Source organism: Desulfonatronum thiosulfatophilum (assembly GCF_900104215.1).
GTDB classification, from domain to species: Bacteria; Desulfobacterota; Desulfovibrionia; order Desulfovibrionales; family Desulfonatronaceae; genus Desulfonatronum; species Desulfonatronum thiosulfatophilum.
This window is the reverse complement of record NZ_FMXO01000002.1, coordinates 181,983-200,260: the sequence shown is the minus strand read 5'-3', so window position 1 is coordinate 200,260 and position 18,278 is coordinate 181,983. Positions and strand designations below refer to the sequence as shown.

The following is an 18,278-nucleotide window of genomic DNA, read 5'->3' as shown; positions in this document are numbered from 1 at the left end:
CATCGGAGGAATAGGCTTGGACTAACGTAATCGCTCCCACAGCCTTTGCGTCTGTTCATGTGCAAAGGCCAGAATTTCGGACTCGTCGCGGCTGACCAGGCGGCGGTCTTCGACCACGAGGCGGCCTTGGGCGATGACCGTATGCACATGAATGGCCTCCAGGCCGAACAGGAAATGCCCGAGCATGTTCTCCGGCGTCAGAGGGGTGGGCGAGTCGTAGTCCAGGATGACTAGGTTGTTGGCGCCGTCACCGGGTGCGCCGATCTCCCGGATCAGTTCATGGGTACGTCGCAGGCGGGCGTAGGCTTCCTGGAAACCGAGGCTTTCGGCGGATTGACCGGCAATGAAGGCGGCCTTGAGCGACCGGAGCATGTCCACGTGCATTCCGTCCGTTCCCAGGATCACTCGGGGGCCGAGATCGTCGTAGCGGCCAAGTCCGACGTTGTTGTTCAGGTTGGATTCGCTGGCCTGGGCCACATAGACCGGGGAATCGCGCAGCAGTTCCCGTTCGGCTTCGTCCAGGTGGACGCAATGGGCCAGGAGGGTGTGTGGAGAGGCCAGTGCCCCGGCATCGGCCAGGCGCTGGACGACCCGTTTGCCGTAGTGGTGCAGGCAATGGTTCTGATCGGCCATGTCTTCGGCCACATGCATGTGCAGGCCGGTACCGTATCTGTCGGCCAGAGCCACGGCCCGAGCTAGTAGATCGTCGTCCACGGTGAAGGAGGCATGCAGCCCCACCTGGCCGATGCGGCCGGAGGCAAGATAGCGCTGCGTTTCCTCAAGCCCCGCTTCCTTGACTGCCTCGCCGTCCCGGCAGGACATCTCGTAGCAGAGCAGATGGCCCAGCCCCACGGATTCAAAGGCCTTGGCAATGGTCTCCAGACTGCCGTTCACTGCAAAGGGAGAGGCATGGTGATCAATGACGAAGGTCACGCCTCGCTTGGCGCAGAGCAGGGCCGTGGCCAGGGCGCTGGCCTCGATCATGGGCAGATCCAGCCGCTTGTCCAGCCGCCACCAGATCAGGTCGAGGATTTCGGGAAAATTCGTGGGGGTGCGGGGTGGAGCGGGCATGCCACGGGCAAAGGTGGAGTAGAGGTGATGGTGACCCAAGGCAAAGGAGCGGGTAACGAGCTTGCCGCCGCAGTCGATGACGCGGACGGGGGGTTGGCGATCGGAACCTTCAGCGTCCGGAGCAGGCGGAGCGTCGAGGAATTCAAGACAGGTCTCGGAATCCTGAAACTGATCGCTCTCCAGTTCTTTTTTCGGGCCGCCGTCCGGACTGGGACGAATGCGCAGACACGTATCGCGGATGGTCAGGTTGTCCGGGTCCAGCCAGCGGGCGTTGGTCAGTAGCAGCTCCATGATGTGTCTCCTTCGGGACTTTGTACGTCCTGGACGGGGGCTACCGGCGGCTCCAGGGGCAGAGTGCGGCGGGGGAGGCCGTCGAAGCGGTAGTAGGCCGCGGCAATGGCCGGGGCCGTGGGAATGGAGCCGATTTCACCCACGCCCTTGGCGCCTAGCGGGCCTTCCGGATCCGCGTTGTCCACGGCGATGACCGTTATTTTGGGCATTGCGTCGGCGCGCAACAAGCCCACGTCCCGGAACTTGTCCGAAGCCAGATGGCCCTTTTCCAGACGCAACCGCTCCGAGAGAGCCGCGCCCATGCCCATGAGCACTCCGCCCTCGATCTGGCCCTCCAGCATCTGGCGGTTGACCACGGTTCCAGCGTCGTGGGCCGCCACCACTTCTTGAACCTTTCCGTCTTTATCCAGCAGCACCAGATGGGCCGCGAAGCTGTAGGCCACGTGACTGCGGAACGTGCCCGGCTCGCCGCCCGGGGCTGTGTCCGTACAGAGGTAGCGGCCTTCGTAGGTTCGCCCGGCCAGGGTTTCCAGGCTTCCGCCCTGCTGCAGGTCGGCCTTGATTTTGGTCGCGGCGTCCAGCACGGCCCGACCCAACTGATAGGTGCCCCGGCTGGCCGTGGTGGCGCCGGCCACCGCGCCGTAGCGGGTGTCCGAGTCCACCTGGATCCGCGTCAGGTCGTCGATGTGTAATTCGTGAGCCAAAAACTGGGCCGCGACAGTATGGATGCCCTGGCCCATTTCGGACCAGCCATGGTGCAGAACCAGTCGGCCGCCCTCATGAATCTCAACCAGGGCCACGCACTCTTCCACAAGGCCGTTGCCGATGCCGCAGTTTTTGATGCCACAGGAGAGCCCGGCCCGTCCGGACTTGCGGACCCGCTCCCATGGCTCGCGCAGGGCTTCCAGGCAGGCTCGCAGGCCGATCCCCCGTCCCAGAACCTGGCCGGTGGTGACCATGCGTCCTTGATCCAGGGCGTTGTCGTGACGGAACTGCCAGGGATCAAAGCCGCCGGCCTTGCAGAGCCGCTCCACCATGGCCTCCATGGCGAAGACGGCCTGGTTCACGCCGAAGCCGCGCATGGCTCCATTGGGAATATTGTTTGTGAACACGGCCCGGGATTCCACGTCCACCACCGGAACGTGGTACGCGCCGGCAGCGTGGGTTGCGGCCCGGGCCATGACCGCCGCGCCCACCGAGGCGTAGGCCCCGGTGTCCCCAACAATGCGCGCCTTGAGGGCCGTAAGCCAGCCCTGGGCGTCGCAGCCCGCGGTATAGGCCAGACGCATGGGATGGCGTTTGGGGTGCATGCGCAGGGACTCGGGACGGGAGAGCTTCACCTTGACCGGAGCCCGGAGCAGCCAGGCCGCCAGGGCCGCGTGATGCTGCACGGTCAGGTCCTCCTTGCCGCCGAATGCGCCGCCGCTGTCCACCATGGTTGCCCTGACCTGCTCCTTGGGCAGCCCCAGAACCCGGGCCACGTCGTCACGATCGTGGTAAAGGCCCTGTCCCTGGGTATGGAAATGCACGCCGCCGGTTTCGGGATCGGGCCGGGCGACGGAACATTCGGGTTCCAGGAAACCGTGCTCGATGGGAGCCGTTGTGAAGGTTTCAGTGAGGACGAAGGTCGAGCGGTGCAGAGCCTGCTCCACGTCGCCGCCGCGGCGGATGGATTTGACGGCCAGGAGGTTGCCAGATTCGTGGACAAGAATATCGCTTGCTTCCGACTGCTCCGGGTCGATCAAAGGTTCCAGAACCTCGTAGCTCACCTCAATCAATGCCGCGGCGGTCCGAGCCTGCTCCATGGTTTCGGCCACCACGCAGGCCAGCACGTCGGCCACGGTGCGGGTGGTTTCGCCTTCAGCCACATACATGGGCCAATCCGGAACGATCATCCCCACGAAGCGCTCTCCCGGAACGTCCGCGGCAGTGATGATCCGTTTGACGCCCGGCGAAGCCATGGCCTTGCCGATATCGATGCGCAGCACCCGCGCCCTGGGATGGGCGCTGAAATGCAGTGCCCCGTGGAGCATGCCGGGGAGATGCATGTCGTCGGTGAAGACATGCGAGCCCACGGCGCGTTCGTAAGCCCCGTAGCGGATGACGCTGGAACCGAGCCTGGGCGGGCCTGAATGGAAGGAGACCGATTCCTCCCCGCGCAGCATGCGGGCCGCTTCCAGAATGGCGTCCACGATCTTCACGTATCCCGTGCAGCGACACAGGTGCGGCCGTACGGCCTTGATCACTTCTTCGGGGGCAGGGTCGGCGTTTTGCTCCAGCAAAAGCTTGGTCCGGGTCAAAAAGCCCGGCGTGCAGAATCCGCACTGCACCGCCCCCTTTTCAGCAAAAGCCCGGCCCAGGGTGCGGCGCAAATCCTCCGGAAAGCCTTCCAGGGTCAGAACGCGCTTGCCGGCAAGCTTGCGCATGGGCGTCGAGCAGGCCAAGACTGGTTTGCCGTCAATTTCCACCAGACAAGCCCCGCAAGCCGCCTGGCCGGAGCAGCCGTCCTTGGCCGCGGTTAACCTCCGATCCTCCCGCAGCCAGGTGAGCACGGAGCGTTCCGGATCGCCGTCGTAGGTTGTGGGGGTGTTGTTCAGGGTGAAGTTCATGGTGGTGTCTCAGGGTGATATATTGGGACTGAGGTTCAGGAGGTGGGCAAGAGGTTGTGGTGGATTTCCAGATCACATCTTCGAATATAATTCCTCTCGGGTGATTTCACAGTCGCGCAAGATCTGAGCGAGAAGTCCGCGACCAATGGTTTCATTCCGGTGGATGGGAACTACCGTGCAACGCCCGTCTGGATGGCGCAGGAAGTGGTGGCTTCCTTTGACGCGTACCACATCAAATTTTAGAAGGCGAAGGGCCTTGATGAGTTGCTTTCCGGTTGGCGTTGAAAAAGATGTCATGTGGGAATTGAAATACGTTGAACACCAACAAACTGATTGGAAACAGGTTCTTCGACTTCCAGGCAGAGTTCGATGGCTTCCTTGATCCTCTTCATGAGCGTGTCGAGTGATTTTGCTTGGGTGTGGCATCCGCGCAAGGCAGGTACTGACGCAACATAATAACCGTCTTCGTCCAGTTCGATCACCACATTGAAATCTCTCATAACAGCACACCTTCCTCGTCGAGCTGTAGAGTTTTCGATATTGTGTGTCAGCCTGTGATGAGGTTTGGAATTGGCCTCGATGTGCTGTCTCCCATAGGTTCCGGATGGTTCGTAGGTCAACGGGAATGCTCCGGGACGTTTGATCGAATCCAGAGACAAATCAATATCGAGTTCGGGCCATCGTAGATGTCCCGTTCCCTCTTCAATGACGCGAAACACCTTCTGAACCGGAGCTTCCAGGAACCAGGGGAACTCATCGTAATCCAGAAAATATTCCTTCCCGCCATGCATGATCCAGAGGCCGAATGAGGAGATGTCAGTTACCTCAGGTCCTGAAGTGGTCGTCCCAGTGCTTGCGTATTTCATCGGCTTTATCCTCTATGATCAGTTCCAGTTCTTTCAGCTCCCTCTGGGGAAAACGATGATTGATCGCCAACTCAATTACAGGCTCAAGCCAGAATTTCGCTTCCCCGTCCGGGCTTCGGACGTGTACATGTCGCCGCGGCTCCTCTCGGGAGAAAAAGAAGAATCGGTATTGCCTGAAGATAAAAACGGTTGGGCTCATTTGGTGACCGATTTCGTCGCGCCGTGCCTCTACCCAATATCCACCAACAATCCCACTTGCTCGTTGAAGGCCTCGATCAACCGGTCGATCTCCGGCAGTTGGCGGGGGATGCGCTCCCAGTAGTCCTCATCATGCCATTGGGCCTGGATTTCCTCGAAGGTCTTGCCCTGCTGCTCGACCCAGGTGAAGTATTTCAGGTTGTGGATTCGTTTGCGATCCCAGTGGTTCAGTTCCAGGAGGTTGTCCAGCCCCTGGCCCAGCAGATGGCGTTCATGGGCCACGGCCGCGTTGATGGTCGTCAGCCTCCCACGTTCTGCTGTCAGTTCCTCCAGGCGGCTGCCGTACATCTCCATGGAATCCGTGGCCACTGTGGCCACAACGTCGTCGGGTCCCAGCTCGTACCATTTGGCGAACTTGGCCGCGGCGATGATATTCGACCAGCCGGAAATGCCGATCAGATCGAGCTGATCCACCAGGGCCGGGGCCACGCCCCTGGATGCCAGGTACTCGCGCCCGGCCTCCTCGTTGGCCAGACGGATCAGTTGCATGGGGGCCTCGTCGTCGATGGCCAGGATCATGTCCGTGTTCTTGACGTTGTGCACCCAGGGCACGTGCTTGTCGCCGATGCCCTCGATGCGGTGCTCGCCAAAGCCGTTGAAGAGCAGGGTGGGGCACTGGCTGGCCTCGCAGGCCGCGATTTTCAAAAATGGGAAGCGGGCTTTCAGGTAATCCCCAGCGGCCAGGGTGCCGCCTGAGCCGGTGGCCAGAATCAGACCGCGAATTCTGGAGGGTTTGTCCGTGAGGCCGGTCATGACTTCTTCCAGAGCCGGACCGGTGACTTCATGGTGCCAGAGGTAGTTCCCGAATTCGTCGAACTGGTTGAAGATGACCACGTCGTCGCCGGAAGCACGCAGCTCATGACACTTGTCGAAGATTTCCTTGACGTTGGATTCCGAGCCCGGCGTCTTGATGATTTCCCCGGCCACTTTGGTCAGCCACTCGAAGCGTTCCCGGCTCATGCCCTCGGGCAGGATGGCGATGGAGGAGCAGCCCAGCAGGGCCGAGTCATAGGCTCCGCCCCGGCAGTAGTTGCCCGTGGAGGGCCAGACCGCCTTCTGGGTCGTGGGGTCGAACTGACCGGTGACCAGCCGGGGCACGAGGCAGCCGAATGCCGCGCCAACCTTGTGCGCCCCCGTGGGAAACCATTTCCCGGTGAGGACCACGATCCGGCACGGCGCTCCGGTCAGCTCCGGCGGCAGAATCAAGTGGTTCACATCGCCGTATCCGCCGCCGGCAGGCGTGGGCTCATTGCGCCAGGTGATCCGGAAGAGGTTGGCGGGATCAAGGTCCCAGAGGCCAAGTTCAGCCAGACGGCTCCGCGCAGCTTGGGGGATGGTTTCCGGGTCGCGCATTTGGGCGAAGGTGGGGATGATCACGCCCCGTTCCCGGGCTCTTTCAACGGCCCGGGCAAGGCCGACTTCGTTGATGGTCAAATCTATAGCCGCGGACATGGCATTTCCTTTCTGAAATGTTTGTTTGATGCTGAGGTTTTGCTAGAGGTTACAAAGCAGGGTACGCACGTTTCGGACCGGGCGAATCTTCAGCCAGTCTGCCGTAAGATGTATCAGGAGAAAGAACGTGCTTCAAGCCCTGTTGGCAGAGTTGGGAGCGAGGAAATGATAAGACTTGAGCAGGTTTTTGGTCGACCCAAACTCGATCCCTTCGATGATCGGCATCCCGCTGGTGGAAATGGACGGCGATCATTTGCAACTTCACAACCGCGGTCCGGTCATGTACATCCGGACCTTCAAAGTGAAAGGAAGCATGGGCTGTTCATGGTCCGTGTCAAGCTCAGCCGGCAAACGGCGGAAAGATTCAAATCAGGAGTGCAGTACATGACAGGAAAAACAGGTACGGCAAAGATCATCTACACCATTGTGGACGAGGCCCCGGCGTTGGCGACGCGTTCCTTTCTGCCCGTGGTCGCGGCCTATGCCGGGGCGGCCGGAATCGCCGTGGAAACACGGGACATATCCTTGGCCGGGAGAATCATCGCCAAGTTCCCGGAGCGGCTCACCGTTGAGCAGCGCGTGCCGGACGATCTGGTCGAGCTGGGCGAGTTGGTCCGCCAACCAGATGCCAATATTATCAAGCTGCCGAACATCAGCGCGTCGGTTCCTCAACTCAAGGCCGCGATCAAGGAGTTGCAGGGCAAGGGCTATGATCTGCCGGATTACCCGGAAGAGCCGAAAACAGCTGAAGAGCAGCGGGTCAAAACCGTGTACGACTCGGTCAAGGGCAGCGCGGTGAATCCGGTGCTGCGCGAGGGCAATTCGGATCGCCGCGCGCCGGACTCGGTCAAGAACTACGCCCGGAAGCATCCTCACGCCATGGGCGAGTGGTCCAAGGATTCTCGATCCCATGTGGCCACGATGCAGGACGGCGATCTGCGGTCCAGCGAACGATCGGTCACTGTCGCCGATGCCACGGCGGGGAAGGCCCGGATTGAGTTCCAGGCCCGGGACGGCCGGACCGAAATCCTGAAGGAAGGTGTTGCGCTGACTGCCGGCGACATTCTGGACGCCGCGGTGATGCGACGCCGGGCCTTGCGGGCATTTATCGCGGAACAGATCGCCGATGCCCGCGAGCAGGACCTGCTGTTTTCTCTGCATCTCAAGGCCACGATGATGAAGGTTTCGGATCCGGTGATCTTCGGCCATGTTGTTGCGGTGTTTTTTGAGGACGTCTTTGAAAAGCACGCCGAGACTTTCCAGGCGTTGCGTGTTGATCCCAACAACGGCCTGGGCGACCTGTTCGCCAAGGTGGCCACGCTTCCTGAAGAGCAGCGTTTGGTCGTCGAGGCGGATATTCGGGAATCTCTGGCCAGGGGGCCGAAACTTGCCATGGTCGACTCGGACAAGGGGATTACCAACCTGCACGTGCCCAGCGACGTGATCATCGACGCATCCATGCCTGCTGCGATCAAGTCCTCGGGTCGGATGTGGGGGCCGGAGGGCAAGTTGCGCGACACCAAATTCGTCATACCGGACAGCAGCTACGCCGGCGTTTATCAGGCGGTGATCGATGACTGCAAAGCCCATGGAGCCTACGATCCCAAGAGCATGGGCACGGTGCCCAACGTCGGGCTGATGGCCCGGAAGGCCGAGGAGTATGGAAGCCACGACAAGACCTTTCCGGCGCCCGGAGACGGGGTCATCCGGATTATTGACGCGAATGGAGAGATCCTGCTGGAGCAGGAAGTGGAGCAAGGAGACATCTGGCGGGCCTGCCTGACCAAGGACGAACCCATCCTCGACTGGGTCAAGCTGGCCGTGAGCCGGGCCAGGGCAACCGGCTGGCCCGCGATTTTCTGGCTGGACGATCAGCGGCCTCACGACCGTGAACTCCTCGCCAAGGTCCGGAAATACCTGTCTAAGCACGACACGGCGGATCTGGACATCCGGATCATGGCTCCGACAACAGCCGCCAGGTTCAGCGTGGAACGGATGCGGGCCGGAGAGAACACCATCTCGGTGACCGGAAACGTGCTCCGCGACTATCTCACGGACCTGTTCCCAATCCTGGAAGTGGGCACCAGCGCGAAAATGCTGTCCATCGTTCCGCTGATCAACGGCGGCGGCCTTTTCGAGACCGGGGCCGGCGGATCCGCCCCCAAGCATGTCCAGCAGTTCCTGGCCGAAGGCCATCTGCGCTGGGACTCTCTGGGCGAATTCCTGGCACTGGCCGCCTCTCTGGAACATCTGGCAATCACCGCGAACAACTCCAGGGCCAAGATCCTGGCGGACACCCTGGACCGGGCCAACGGCCGCTTTCTGGAAAGCAACAAGTCCCCATCACGCAAATGCGGCGAGATCGACACCCGGGGCAGCCATTTTTATCTGGCCCTGTACTGGGCTCAGGAATTGGCCCGGCAGCAGGAGGACCCGGAACTGCAGGCGATATTTGTCCCCCTGGCAGCGGCCCTGGAACAGAACGAAGGTCGCATCGCCGAAGAATTGCTGGCGGCCCAAGGCCGGCCCGTGGACATCGTCGGATACTACCGTCCTGAAGACGGACCGGCGAACGCCGCCATGCGGCCCAGCGTCACGTTCAACGCCGCCCTGGACTCCTTCAGAGTTTGAGATCTGTTAACAGGCTGTTGAAAAATCCCAGCCGCTAGGTTGCTGCGAAAAGTTCACATCCTTACGTATGACTAAATACGTGAGGGTGTGAACTTTTCTTTGCGCCTTGCAATCGGGGTTTTTGAACAGCCTGCGGTATCGGGATTTTTTCAAAACACTGTTAAAGCTGGTCTCGGTAATCAAGGCGGCCAGCCCTTTCGTGCGGTGATCTGCTGCGGCAAACCGCTATTCCGAGGGCAAAGTATCGAGAACACGCTCCAGACCGCGTGAGCCTGGGGGAATAGGGACAGGAGCGAGATTTTCTCCGGTGCAGGCCTGGATGGCCGAAGCCACGTCCTTCAGGCCGGAGCCGGTGATCAGCAGGCAGATGGTTTCGTCCGGGGAGAGAGCTCCGACTTGGGCCGCGGTCAGGGCTCCGGCCAAAGCCGCAGCGCCAGCCGGTTCAGCGAATACGCCGGTGCTTCGGGCCAGGAGGGGAATGGCCTGGAGGATGGAATCATCCTCCACGCGCAGATAGGCGCCGCCGGTTTCCCGCACGGCGCGCAGGGCCTTGATGCGATCCCGGGGCAGTCCGGCGGAGATGGAATCGGCCACGGTGCGGGCCTGGATGGCCGGCTTGGTCAGGACATTCTCGTTGTTGCGCCAGGCCTGGTACAGGAAGTCGCTGCCCGCGGCCTGCACGCCCATGAGGCGGGGCAGACGGGCCGTCATGCCGAGGCTCGTCAGGTCGGCAAAGCCCTTGTGCAGCCCGCCAATGATGCAGCCGTCGCCCACGCCCACAAAGACGCGGTCAGGAATGCTCCATTCGGACTGTTCGGCAATTTCGAAGGCGACCGTCTTTTTGCCTTCGGTCATAAATGGATTGGTAGCGGTGTTGCGGTTGTACCAGGGACGAACGCGGCAGGCGGCCATGCACAGCTCAAAGGCGTCGTCGTAGCTGCCGTCCACCGTGAAGACCCGGGCTCCAAAGGCCAGCAGCTGGGCCACCTTGGCCTGGGGTGCCGAGGCCGGAACGAAGATGACGCAGGTCAGTTCCATGGACGCGGCCATGCCGGCGAGAGCCGCGGCGGCGTTGCCCGTGCTGGCGCAGGCCAAGGTGGTCAGACCCATAACCTTGGCCTGGGACGTGGCCAGGGCGCTGGCCCGGTCTTTGAGCGAGGCTGTGGGCTGGCGGGTATCGTCCTTGACGAGTACCCGGGCTACTCCGAGCAATTTGGCCAGACGTGGTGATTCGTACAAAGGTGTGAAGCCAGTGGCCAGCGGAGGAACGTCAGCCGCATCGGGCAGGGGGAGCAGCGCCCGGTAGCGCCACATCGTCCGTGGTCCGGCAGCAAGGGAGGCCGGGGTAAAGAGCGGCCGGGCTGCCTCATAGTCATACCGGATGTCCAATATCCCGTTGTCTCCGGAACATGGGCAGGTCAGGCTGCTGAGACTGATCTCGCCCGGTGCGATGCTCCGTCCGCAGACCTGGCAGACGGCTCCGGTGACATAGGGGCCTTGAGGGAAGGGAATATGCTGCGCGTCGTGCATTGTTTCCAATCTTTTTATTGGCGTCAGTTGTATGGGTGATAGAATATGCTTGCTTTGGGTGGAAATGCCGACGCTTTGGTGTTGAGGGTTATCGATTGCGATTGCGATTCGATTGGGAAATCAGCGGCGGAAGGCCCAGGATGTGGTTCGGTTTTCCAGGGCGGCGAAGAGGGCGTACATGCCGATGCCCATGGCCGCGATGACGATCAGCCCAGCAAAAACCAGAGGGACGTTGAACCGGGAGCTGGCGGACATCATCAGGTAGCCGATGCCGGCGTTGGAGGCCACGGTCTCGGAGATGACCGAACCCACAAAGGCCAAAGTTATGGCGATTTTCAGGGAGGCGAAGAAATAGGGCAGAGAATTGGGAATGCCGACCTTCAGCAGAATCGTCGCCTTGGAAGCGCCCAGGACCCGAAGGACGTCCTCAAGCTCCGGCTCGATGGTCGCCAGACCCGTGGCCACATTGACCACCACCGGAAAGAAGGAGATCAGAAATGCGGTGATGATGGCAGGCGTCGTACCGATGCCGAACCAGATCACCAGTAGGGGCACCAGGGCCACCTTGGGCACGGAGTTGAAGCCGATCAGGATCGGATAGAAAGCCCGGTACAGGAGTTTGGATGAGCCGATGATCACCCCCACGAGCATGCCGAAGATCACGGCCAGGGCGAAGCCGGCCAGGGTGGTATAGAGCGTCTGCAGGGCATGGGTGGTGATGGGGCCGGCGAACTCGTAACCGGCCATCATGGCTTCGCTGGGCGGCGGCAGGATGTAGCTGGGAATGCGGGCTAAACGCGCCACTGCCTCCCAGGCCGCGAACATGATAATGGTGACGATGAGCGGCGAATACCGTTCCAGGTTCTTACGCGACAGAATCATCAATGCCTCCGAATGTGTCGACGCAGCGAACCCGTTCAATGTGGCCGCGCAACTCGTGGACGATCTCCACAAATGCGGGTTCGTAACAGACGTCCAGAGCCCGCGGCCTGGGCAGATCCACGTGGCGGCTGTGCACGATGCGGCCCGGGCGGCTGCTCATGACGTGCACCGTATCCGCCAGAAAAACGGCTTCCCGCAGATCGTGGGTTACCAGGACGACGGTCAGCTTCTTTTCCCGGCGCAACTCGGCCAGCACGCACCAAAGTTCCTCACGGGTAAAGGCGTCCAGGGCGCCGAAGGGTTCGTCGAGCATGAGCAGTCTGGGATCGTGGATTAAGGCCCGGCAAAGGTTGGCTCGCTGCTGCATGCCGCCGGAGAGTTCCCAGGGATGTTTGGCTTCATGGGCGCCCAGGCCCACTGTCCGTAACAGCTGCCTGGCCCGTTCCAGGTACGCTGCCTTCTGGCTGCGTAGATTGCCGCGATGCGGCTCGACGATTTCCAGGGGGAGCATGATATTGCGCAAGGTGTTGCGCCAGGGCAGAAGCGTTGGGTTCTGAAAGGCCATGCCCACGAAGGAAAGGGTGCCGGCTACATGCTTGCCGTCCACCGTGACGCTGCCGCGGGTGGGCGGCTTGAGACCGGTGACCAGCTTGAGCAGAGTTGATTTCCCGCACCCGGACGGACCGACCACGGCCACGAACTCGCCCTGCCTGATGTTCAGATTCAACCCCTGAACCGCAAGGCTTTCGTCATCCTCGTTGTACGCGAGATCGACATTGTCGATCTCGACAAAATAATCGCTCATGCGCCGTGCTCCATGCTGCGGCGAAGAGGACGGCGGTCGGTCCGCTTAATGGAATGCATGGGTTAGAAGATCATCCGTGCTTCTTTCTCAGGCAGGAAAGAGCTGTCGAAAATCGCTTCCGGCGCAGGCGTGCTGGGCAGATTGAAGGCATGAACCACTTCGTCGATGGCCTTGGCCAGGCGTTCTTCGTCCACTGCGCCGATGCCGTTGGCCTTGGCGCTTTCCGTGGCCACGCTGGTCTCGATGGCCAGGTTCAGACGCCGCAGTTCCAGGTCGACGTCAATCAGCCCGTCACGCTGCCGGACGTAGGCGATGGCCGCGGCCGGATCTTGCAATGTGTCCGCCCAGCCCTTGGTAACGGCACGCAGAAAACCCTTGACCACTTCGGGCTGCGCCAGCATTTGCGGGGAGACGACTATGGCGTTGCCATAAAGCTGAACGCCGTAGTCGGCATAACGAAATACGACGAGATCGTCCGCGGGAATGCCGAGATTGTCCAGGTTGAGCAGGCTGGTGAAGTAGAATCCGGAGATGGCGTCCACCTGCCCTCTGAGCAGCATGGGTTCACGCAGGGGAGGATCCATGGACATCCAGGTGACCGAGGCTTCGTCAAGACCCGTGGCTGCGGTGAAGGCGGAGAACGTCTTGCGCGGGGAATCGAAAACCGGGGCGCCAAGTGTTTTGCCGGCCAAGTCGGTAGGAGTCGCAATTCCGCTTTCCTTCTTGGCAAAGATGGCGAAGGGCGGATGGTCGTAGACCATGAACACGGCTTTGAGGGCCTGGTCCGGATTGTTCACGTTGAACTCGATCATGGCGTTGATGTCGGCGAACCCGACATCATAGGCGCCGGTAGCAACGCGGTTTACGGCTCCCGCGGAGCCGCTGCCGGAATCGATGGTCACGTTCAGACCTTCATCGGCGAAGTAGCCTTTGGCTTCCGCCAGGAGGTACGGCGCAATCGGTCCCTCGAATCTCCAGTCCAACGTAAAACGAACGGGTGTTTTGGCGGAAGCCGCGGTGGACATGACCAAAACCATGGCCAGAAGCACTGCCAGAAAAACAATGGAGCGGCTGAACGATAAAGATTGAGACTTGAGCATGAAATTCCTCCGAATGGGTGTAAAGGGTGAAGACCTTATGCTTGACGGATGAATTGCAAACCTGAATCCTGGATGTCACCCATTCCTTTCGGATCGAGCCGGGCAGGGTAGAAGTGCAGAGAGGTTCAGGTTTTCTTGTGCCGGGACCTTCCCAAAAAAAACGATTTTTTGCAAGCTAAAATCAATGTGAATATATTCAATTTCGCGCGATTTTGCACATTCGGCAAAGGCGTGTTCCGGCGCAATTCATGAATGCAGTGTTGACTCGAACACGGCTCTTCGATAATTGGTTACGTTTTCGCATTGTTTTTCGAATCCTCATTTGGATATCCCATGTTCGACAGCTTAGCGGATCGACTTCAGTCCGTTTTCAAAAAAATCCGCGGCCACGGCCGTTTGGATGAGAAGAGCGTTCAGGAAGGTCTGCGCGAAGTACGCCTTGCCCTGCTGGAAGCGGACGTTAATTTCAAGGTGGTCAAGGATTTTGTGGACCGGGTCCGGGATCGGGCCATGGGCCAGGACGTCCTGGGAAGCCTGACCCCCGGGCAGCAGGTGGTCAAGATCGTTCACGACGAAATGGTCGAACTGCTGGGCGGCGAACATCTCGGTCTGCAGCTGCAGGGCAAAACCCCGGCGATCATCATGCTGGTAGGCTTGCAGGGCTCGGGAAAAACGACCACCGCGGCCAAGTTGGCTCTGCATCTGCGGCGCATGAAGCGCAGCCCCTACCTTGTCCCCGCCGACGTCTATCGTCCCGCGGCCATCGATCAGTTGCACACGTTGGCCGGACAGCTGGGCGTTCCGGCTTTCGCCTCCACTCCCGAGATGAAGCCCGTGGACATCTGCATGCAAGCCCGGGAAGAGGCGGTCCGCAAGGGACTGGACGTGCTTCTCGTCGATACCGCCGGGCGGCTGCACATTGACGAACTCCTGATGGAGGAGCTGGTCGCCATCAAGGCGGCTGCCGGACCGCAGGAAATCCTCTTCGTGGCCGATGCCATGACCGGGCAGGATGCGGTCAACGTGGCGGTCAAGTTCGACGAACTCCTGGATCTTACCGGTATTGTTCTGACCAAGATGGAAGGCGACGCCCGGGGCGGCGCGGCCCTGTCCATCAAGTCCGTTACCGGAAAGCCCATCAAGTTTGTCGGCATGGGCGAGAAAGTGAGTGATCTGGAAGTCTTTCATCCGGACCGCGTGGCTTCGCGAATCCTCGGCATGGGCGACATTCTCTCGCTGATCGAAAAGGCCCAGGGTTCCATCGATCAGGCCGAGGCCGAGGAACTGCAGAAGAAGATGCAGAAGGCCGAATTCAACCTGGACGATTTTCGCACCCAGATGCGACGGCTGCGCAAGCTCGGTTCCCTGGAGGGCATGCTCAAGCTCATTCCCGGAATGGGCGACTTGCGCAAGCAGATGGGAGAAATGAAGATGCCGGAGAAGGAGATGAGCCGCATGGAAGCGATCATCAATTCCATGACTCCGGCGGAACGCAAATCGCCCAAACTGATGAATGCCAGCCGCAAGATGCGGGTGGCCAAGGGCAGCGGAGTGAAAGTGCAGGACGTGAATGTTCTGCTCAGAAATTTTGAGCAAATGCAGAAAATGATGAAGAAAGTGATGACCGCCGGTCCCGGCGCCTTGAAGGCGCCGACCAGCCCCGGCCTGCCGCCGGTCATGCCCAGGAAGAAAAAGGAACGGCGGAAAAAGAAACGCCGTTAATCCCCCCAAAAACATTTTTTTGAACGTAAAATGAAGCGAGGAACGCAGCAATGGCAATGAAAATCAGATTGACCCGGATGGGCTCCAAAAAGAAACCTTTCTACCGCCTGGTGGCCGTGAACAGCGAAACCCGCCGTGACGGTCGCGCTTTGGATTTTCTTGGATACTACAACCCCATGAAAGAGCCCAACGAAATCAAGATCGATACCGACAAGGTACGGGACTGGATGGCCAAGGGCGCCAAGCCTTCCGACACGGTACGTTCGCTGTTGAGAAAGGCCGGCTACAACGAGACGCAGGCCTAGTGTCTGAAGTTCTTCTTGCTTCTCAGGCAGGATTCGTCAAAAGGTTCAAGAAACTTCAAAGCTCTCCGATGCGGCTGATTTTCGCAATCCGGAGGCAGAAGCCATGAAAGAACTCATCGAATATATCGCCACCTCACTGGTTGATCATCCGGACTCCGTTCAGGTTTCCCTGGTTGAAGGCGAACAGTCCTCGGTTCTTGAGTTGCGTGTTGCCAAGGAAGATCTGGGCAAGGTCATCGGCAAGCAAGGACGCACCGCCAAAGCGTTGCGGACGATTTTGACCGCGGCCGCCGCCAAGGCCGACAAACGGATCGTGCTGGAAATACTTGAATAGAATGGAAATCAAATGGCCGAACGGTCGCTGATCCTCGTTGGTGAAGTGATAAAGCCCCACGGTTTGACAGGGGAGTTCAGTGTCAAGACACATGTGGACTCCCCTGATTTTTTTGCCAGTGTTCCGCTGCTCTATCTGCGTCATGGAGCGGATGCTCCTGCTCGCCCGGTCAAGGTGGCGTCATGGAGAATGCACAACGACCGCCTTTTGATGCGGCTGGAGCATGTTTCTGGGCGAGATCAGGTGGACGGGATGCGGGGAGCACAGTTTTTGGTCCGATCCGAAGACTTGCCGAAGCGTTCGGCTGACGAGATTTATATTGAGGAACTGCTGGGCATCACGGTGCATCTGCCTTCCGGAGTTTTTCTGGGCCGGATTACAAATGTGGACGCCGGCACCGGGCAGGAGGTCTGGACGATAACCACTGATTCCGCTCAGGAAGTCCTCTTTCCGGCCCACCAGGATTTCATCTTGGATGTCGACATGGAAGGGAAAATTATCCGAATCGATCCTCCGCCGGGGTTGCTGGAACTCTACCTGGGTGGACAGTTGCCCAGCTGAGCCCGGTTTCTGCACTCAGGAATCGCTTGGTTTCCTGATTCCCACGATACCTTCCGATTCCGTATCTCCAAATTCTGCGCTTCCAACATGCAATTCAACATTGTCACTCTTTTTCCGGAGTTTTTTTCTTCGGCGCTACAGTGCGGCTTGCTCGGCAAAGCCCTGGATCAGGAGATGGTCCGGGTTCGGCTGATCAACCCCAGGGACTACGCCACGGATCGCCATCGCAGCGTGGACGACCGGCCATACGGCGGAGGACCGGGAATGGTCATGACCTTGCCGCCTTTGACCGCCGCCTTGCGCTCCCTCGAGCCGGCCGGACGGATGCTCATGCTCTGCCCGAAGGGCCGCTCCCTGGATCACGATCTGGCGTCTTCCCTGGCCCAAGAACAGACAATTACTCTGATCTGCGGCCGGTATGAAGGGATCGACGCCCGGTTGGAGCAGTTGTTTCCAGTGGAAAAGGTCAGCGTGGGCAATGTGGTGCTCAACGGAGGCGAAACCCCGGCCCTGCATGTGCTGGAGGCGGTATCTCGACTGCTGCCCGGATTCATGGGGCATGGTGAGTCCTTTGAAGAGGAAAGTTTCGTCCAGGGCGTACTGGAATATCCCCATTATTCACGGCCCGAAGTTTTCGAGGGCCAGGAAGTGCCGGAGATTCTGCTGTCCGGGGATCATGCCCGGATAGCGGCCTGGCGGCGGGAAATGGCTTTGCTGACCACGTTGGAGCATCGGCCGGACTTGCTGGCGGGTGCAACGCTTGCTCCTAAAGACGCTAAACTCCTGCGCTCCATGAACAACCAGCGGCGTCGCATCGCCAAAAATTGCTACATCGCCCTGGTCCACGCCCCGGTATTGAACAAGTTTGGTCAATGCGGGACGGTTTCTTTGACAAACCTGGACATCCACGATATTGCACGCGTTTCTCGCACATACGGGATGGGCGGCTATTATATTTGCACGCCGCTGCAGGACCAGCAACGTCTCGGAACACGCCTTCTGGGGCATTGGTTGAGCGGGCCCGGTCAATCCGCCAATCCGGATCGCGGATCCGCGCTCAGTCTTGTGCGCATCGTGGACAATCTTGAGCAGGCTGTCGAGGATATTGCCCGTCAATGCGGGAAATCCCCGACCCTGGTGGCGACATCAGCGCAGGGGTTGGGCGAACTGACCTTTCCGCAAGTACGACGACTTTTGGACGATGAGCCGGTTCTTCTTGTTCTGGGAACCGGATACGGACTGGCCCCGGAAGTCCTGAATATGTGTTCCGGAGCATTGCGCCCGATCCGTTATTTTAGTGACTACAACCATCTTTCCGTGCGCGCTGCCGCGGCCATCATCGTGGACAGGGTGCTGGGAGATGATGGATAAGCGAAATTCCGGATGTGCGTCTTGCATGCTCCGGGTCACCTATACGCATGTTTCCAGCCTCGGCCTCAGGTTCGAGCCGCGGTTGGAGCAGATATCATTTGCATGATTCATAAGGAGAGCAGGTCATGGATGTAATGAAAAAGATTGAATATTCGCAAATGCGCATGGACATCCCGTCCTTCAAGGCCGGGGATACCGTCAAGGTGCATGTCCGGATCATTGAAGGCGACAAGGAACGGATCCAGATGTTCCAGGGCGTGGTCCTCTGTCGGCATCGCGGTACCACCGATGCAACATTCACCGTCCGGAAAATGTCCGACGGCGTCGGGGTGGAGCGTATTTTTCCCCTGCATTCTCCGTTTATCGAGCGTGTAGAAGTTCTCAGCGAAGGCAAGGTCCGACGCAGCCGCATTTTTTACCTGCGCAAGCTCCGGGGCAAGGCCAGCCGGATCAAGTCCAAGAATTCCTGGGACAACTAGGTCCCGCGAAC

General features: G+C 59.9%; 17 protein-coding genes. 7 read left to right on the top strand and 10 right to left on the bottom strand.

All coding sequences use genetic code 11. The features are described 5' to 3' along the window. Positions 1-21: 21 nt before the first annotated feature. The 6 genes from BLP93_RS02390 to BLP93_RS02360 all read right to left on the bottom strand — a co-directional run bounded on the left by BLP93_RS02390 (position 22) and on the right by BLP93_RS02360 (position 6,547). Positions 22-1,362, bottom strand: a complete 1,341-nt coding sequence (locus BLP93_RS02390) for an amidohydrolase family protein (protein ID WP_092116829.1) — start codon at positions 1,360-1,362, stop codon at positions 22-24. Then, the gene (xdh, locus tag BLP93_RS02385; RefSeq protein WP_092116827.1) at positions 1,347-3,971 is read right to left on the bottom strand and encodes a selenium-dependent xanthine dehydrogenase; all 2,625 of its coding nucleotides are present in this window, start codon (positions 3,969-3,971) and stop codon (positions 1,347-1,349) included. Before xdh ends, BLP93_RS02390 begins: the two co-directional genes overlap by 16 nt. Before the next feature lie 72 nt (positions 3,972-4,043). Next, complete coding sequence (locus BLP93_RS02380) at positions 4,044-4,268, bottom strand: type II toxin-antitoxin system HicA family toxin (protein WP_092116825.1); 225 nt, start codon at positions 4,266-4,268, stop codon at positions 4,044-4,046. After that, entirely contained in the window at positions 4,265-4,837 is a 573-nt protein-coding gene (locus BLP93_RS17150) for a DUF2442 domain-containing protein (RefSeq protein WP_208596547.1), read from the bottom strand. The genes BLP93_RS02380 and BLP93_RS17150 overlap by 4 nt, the downstream gene beginning before the upstream one ends. Continuing rightward, entirely contained in the window at positions 4,797-5,036 is a 240-nt protein-coding gene (locus tag BLP93_RS02365; protein WP_092116823.1) for a DUF4160 domain-containing protein, read from the bottom strand. Before BLP93_RS02365 ends, BLP93_RS17150 begins: the two co-directional genes overlap by 41 nt. A 29-nt stretch (positions 5,037-5,065) precedes the next feature. Beyond that, positions 5,066-6,547 (bottom strand): pyridoxal-phosphate dependent enzyme, encoded by a 1,482-nt coding sequence (locus BLP93_RS02360; protein ID WP_092116821.1) that lies wholly within the window; start codon positions 6,545-6,547, stop codon positions 5,066-5,068. A 384-nt stretch (positions 6,548-6,931) separates the two neighbouring features. Here BLP93_RS02360 and BLP93_RS02355 point away from each other — a divergent pair, with 384 nt between their 5' ends. Continuing rightward, positions 6,932-9,178 carry an NADP-dependent isocitrate dehydrogenase gene (locus BLP93_RS02355; protein ID WP_092116819.1) on the top strand — a complete coding sequence of 749 codons (2,247 nt, stop codon included), beginning with the start codon at positions 6,932-6,934 and terminating at the stop codon, positions 9,176-9,178. Positions 9,179-9,403: 225 nt separating this feature from the next. On the opposite strand, the gene thrC is transcribed toward BLP93_RS02355, so the two are convergent. From thrC to BLP93_RS02335, 4 genes are all read right to left on the bottom strand, one after another. Next, complete coding sequence (thrC, locus tag BLP93_RS02350) at positions 9,404-10,708, bottom strand: threonine synthase (RefSeq protein ID WP_092116817.1); 1,305 nt, start codon at positions 10,706-10,708, stop codon at positions 9,404-9,406. Positions 10,709-10,828: 120 nt separating this feature from the next. Continuing rightward, positions 10,829-11,590: an ABC transporter permease gene (locus tag BLP93_RS02345; protein WP_092116815.1), complete on the bottom strand. Its 762-nt coding sequence runs from the start codon at positions 11,588-11,590 to the stop codon at positions 10,829-10,831. Then, positions 11,574-12,395 (bottom strand): ABC transporter ATP-binding protein, encoded by an 822-nt coding sequence (locus BLP93_RS02340; RefSeq protein ID WP_092116813.1) that lies wholly within the window; start codon positions 12,393-12,395, stop codon positions 11,574-11,576. The genes BLP93_RS02345 and BLP93_RS02340 overlap by 17 nt, the downstream gene beginning before the upstream one ends. Before the next feature lie 62 nt (positions 12,396-12,457). Then, the gene (locus tag BLP93_RS02335) at positions 12,458-13,495 is read right to left on the bottom strand and encodes an ABC transporter substrate-binding protein (protein ID WP_092116811.1); all 1,038 of its coding nucleotides are present in this window, start codon (positions 13,493-13,495) and stop codon (positions 12,458-12,460) included. A 333-nt stretch (positions 13,496-13,828) separates the two neighbouring features. Between BLP93_RS02335 and ffh the strand changes: the two genes are divergently transcribed. The 6 genes from ffh to rplS all read left to right on the top strand — a co-directional run bounded on the left by ffh (position 13,829) and on the right by rplS (position 18,267). Beyond that, entirely contained in the window at positions 13,829-15,217 is a 1,389-nt protein-coding gene (gene ffh, locus BLP93_RS02330; protein WP_092116809.1) for a signal recognition particle protein, read from the top strand. A gap of 50 nt (positions 15,218-15,267) precedes the next feature. Next, the gene (rpsP, locus tag BLP93_RS02325; RefSeq protein WP_092116807.1) at positions 15,268-15,522 is read left to right on the top strand and encodes a 30S ribosomal protein S16; all 255 of its coding nucleotides are present in this window, start codon (positions 15,268-15,270) and stop codon (positions 15,520-15,522) included. Between the two features lie 103 nt (positions 15,523-15,625). Beyond that, positions 15,626-15,856, top strand: a complete 231-nt coding sequence (locus BLP93_RS02320) for a KH domain-containing protein (protein ID WP_092116805.1) — start codon at positions 15,626-15,628, stop codon at positions 15,854-15,856. Positions 15,857-15,868: 12 nt separating this feature from the next. Then, positions 15,869-16,417, top strand: coding sequence for a ribosome maturation factor RimM (rimM, locus tag BLP93_RS02315; protein ID WP_092116803.1), 549 nt, complete (start codon positions 15,869-15,871; stop codon positions 16,415-16,417). Between the two features lie 87 nt (positions 16,418-16,504). Further along, the gene (trmD, locus tag BLP93_RS02310; RefSeq protein ID WP_092116801.1) at positions 16,505-17,788 is read left to right on the top strand and encodes a tRNA (guanosine(37)-N1)-methyltransferase TrmD; all 1,284 of its coding nucleotides are present in this window, start codon (positions 16,505-16,507) and stop codon (positions 17,786-17,788) included. A 125-nt stretch (positions 17,789-17,913) separates the two neighbouring features. After that, positions 17,914-18,267 (top strand): 50S ribosomal protein L19, encoded by a 354-nt coding sequence (gene rplS / locus BLP93_RS02305; protein WP_092116799.1) that lies wholly within the window; start codon positions 17,914-17,916, stop codon positions 18,265-18,267. Positions 18,268-18,278 lie beyond the last annotated feature (11 nt).

What these genes read in the sequence shown, in the direction of transcription:
- BLP93_RS02390 (WP_092116829.1), bottom strand. Translation starts at nt 1,362, where the DNA reads ATGGAGCTGCTACTGACCAACGCCCGCTGGCTGGACCCGGACAACCTG.
- xdh (WP_092116827.1), bottom strand. Translation starts at nt 3,971, where the DNA reads ATGAACTTCACCCTGAACAACACCCCCACAACCTACGACGGCGATCCG.
- BLP93_RS02380 (WP_092116825.1), bottom strand. Translation starts at nt 4,268, where the DNA reads ATGACATCTTTTTCAACGCCAACCGGAAAGCAACTCATCAAGGCCCTT.
- BLP93_RS17150 (WP_208596547.1), bottom strand. Translation starts at nt 4,837, where the DNA reads ATGAAATACGCAAGCACTGGGACGACCACTTCAGGACCTGAGGTAACT.
- BLP93_RS02365 (WP_092116823.1), bottom strand. Translation starts at nt 5,036, where the DNA reads ATGAGCCCAACCGTTTTTATCTTCAGGCAATACCGATTCTTCTTTTTC.
- BLP93_RS02360 (WP_092116821.1), bottom strand. Translation starts at nt 6,547, where the DNA reads ATGTCCGCGGCTATAGATTTGACCATCAACGAAGTCGGCCTTGCCCGG.
- BLP93_RS02355 (WP_092116819.1), top strand. Translation starts at nt 6,932, where the DNA reads ATGACAGGAAAAACAGGTACGGCAAAGATCATCTACACCATTGTGGAC.
- thrC (WP_092116817.1), bottom strand. Translation starts at nt 10,708, where the DNA reads ATGCACGACGCGCAGCATATTCCCTTCCCTCAAGGCCCCTATGTCACC.
- BLP93_RS02345 (WP_092116815.1), bottom strand. Translation starts at nt 11,590, where the DNA reads ATGATTCTGTCGCGTAAGAACCTGGAACGGTATTCGCCGCTCATCGTC.
- BLP93_RS02340 (WP_092116813.1), bottom strand. Translation starts at nt 12,395, where the DNA reads ATGAGCGATTATTTTGTCGAGATCGACAATGTCGATCTCGCGTACAAC.
- BLP93_RS02335 (WP_092116811.1), bottom strand. Translation starts at nt 13,495, where the DNA reads ATGCTCAAGTCTCAATCTTTATCGTTCAGCCGCTCCATTGTTTTTCTG.
- ffh (WP_092116809.1), top strand. Translation starts at nt 13,829, where the DNA reads ATGTTCGACAGCTTAGCGGATCGACTTCAGTCCGTTTTCAAAAAAATC.
- rpsP (WP_092116807.1), top strand. Translation starts at nt 15,268, where the DNA reads ATGGCAATGAAAATCAGATTGACCCGGATGGGCTCCAAAAAGAAACCT.
- BLP93_RS02320 (WP_092116805.1), top strand. Translation starts at nt 15,626, where the DNA reads ATGAAAGAACTCATCGAATATATCGCCACCTCACTGGTTGATCATCCG.
- rimM (WP_092116803.1), top strand. Translation starts at nt 15,869, where the DNA reads ATGGCCGAACGGTCGCTGATCCTCGTTGGTGAAGTGATAAAGCCCCAC.
- trmD (WP_092116801.1), top strand. Translation starts at nt 16,505, where the DNA reads ATGCAATTCAACATTGTCACTCTTTTTCCGGAGTTTTTTTCTTCGGCG.
- rplS (WP_092116799.1), top strand. Translation starts at nt 17,914, where the DNA reads ATGGATGTAATGAAAAAGATTGAATATTCGCAAATGCGCATGGACATC.